Below are 534 nucleotides of genomic sequence, written 5' to 3'. Positions count from 1 at the left end.
GGTACCGCACCTACGAGGGCAAGCACCTGCGCCTGGAGGACGCCCGCGTCTTCGACCTGCCCGAGCAGCTGCCGGTCATCGCGGTGGCGGCCAGCGGGCCGGCGTCGGCGCGCATCGCCGCGGAGCTGGGCGACGGGCTGTTCGCCACCGAGCCCAAGGGCGACATGGTGGACACCTGGAGGCGGCTGGGCGGGCAGGGCCCGGCGTACGCGGAGGTGCCGATGGCGTGGGCGCCGGACGAGCGCAGCGCCGTCGAGGCGGTGCTGGAGAAGAGCCGCTGGGCGGTCACCGGCTGGAAGGTCATGGCCGAGCTGCCGAACCCGGTGAACTTCGACGCCGCGACGCGGACGGTGAAGGCGGAGGACGTCACGGCGCAGTTCGCCGTCGGCCCGGACCCGGCCGGTTACCTGCAGAACGTGCAGCAGTACGTCGACGCGGGTTTCGACCACGTCGTCACCCAGAACGCGGGCCCGGACCCGGACGGCTTCCTGGAGTTCTTCGCGAACGAGCTGGCCGGTCCCGTGCGGGCCATCA

1 protein-coding gene is annotated in these 534 nt (G+C 73.0%); it reads left to right on the top strand.

The annotated features are described in order from the left end of the window. Positions 1 to 534 (top strand): LLM class flavin-dependent oxidoreductase (locus GTR00_RS22375; protein WP_166613658.1); only part of this gene is annotated, 534 nt, incomplete at both ends.

The sequence above is a fragment of the Kineococcus indalonis genome, from assembly GCF_009906395.1.
In the GTDB taxonomy this organism is placed as follows: domain Bacteria; phylum Actinomycetota; class Actinomycetes; order Actinomycetales; family Kineococcaceae; genus Kineococcus; species Kineococcus indalonis.
This window is presented reverse-complemented; position numbering and strand designations above follow the sequence as displayed.